Here is a 300-nt window from a genome sequence, read left to right on the forward strand (position 1 = left end):
GTTTGAGTGGGTGAAGGAAGATTGACGTGGCGATTGTTTTGTGGGGGAGAGGGGGGGGGAGGGGGCAGCAGGGAGAAAAAAAAAAGAAAAAGGGAAGGGAAAGGAGAGGAAGAAAAAAAAAGGGAGAAAAAGAAGGGGAAGGGGAGGAGGGGAAAAGGAAAAGGAAAGGGGAAAGAAGAGGGAAAGGAAAGAGGAAGGAAAAAAAGAGGAAGAGGAAGGGAGAGGGGGGGGAAAAAAGGGGGGAGGGGGGGAAGGAGGAGGGGGAGAGGAAGGAAAGGGGAAAAGGAGGAAGAGGACAAC

At 52.0% G+C, this 300-nt stretch carries 1 protein-coding gene; it reads left to right on the forward strand.

All coding sequences use genetic code 11. From position 1 onward, the window contains the following. Positions 1-21 precede the first annotated feature (21 nt). On the forward strand, positions 22-300 hold a 279-nt coding region (locus AB1471_RS18915), incomplete at its 3' end, for a hypothetical protein (protein ID WP_367780963.1).

It is taken from the genome of Jeotgalibacillus marinus, from assembly GCF_040801915.1.
Lineage (GTDB): Bacteria > Bacillota > Bacilli > Bacillales > Jeotgalibacillaceae > Jeotgalibacillus > Jeotgalibacillus marinus.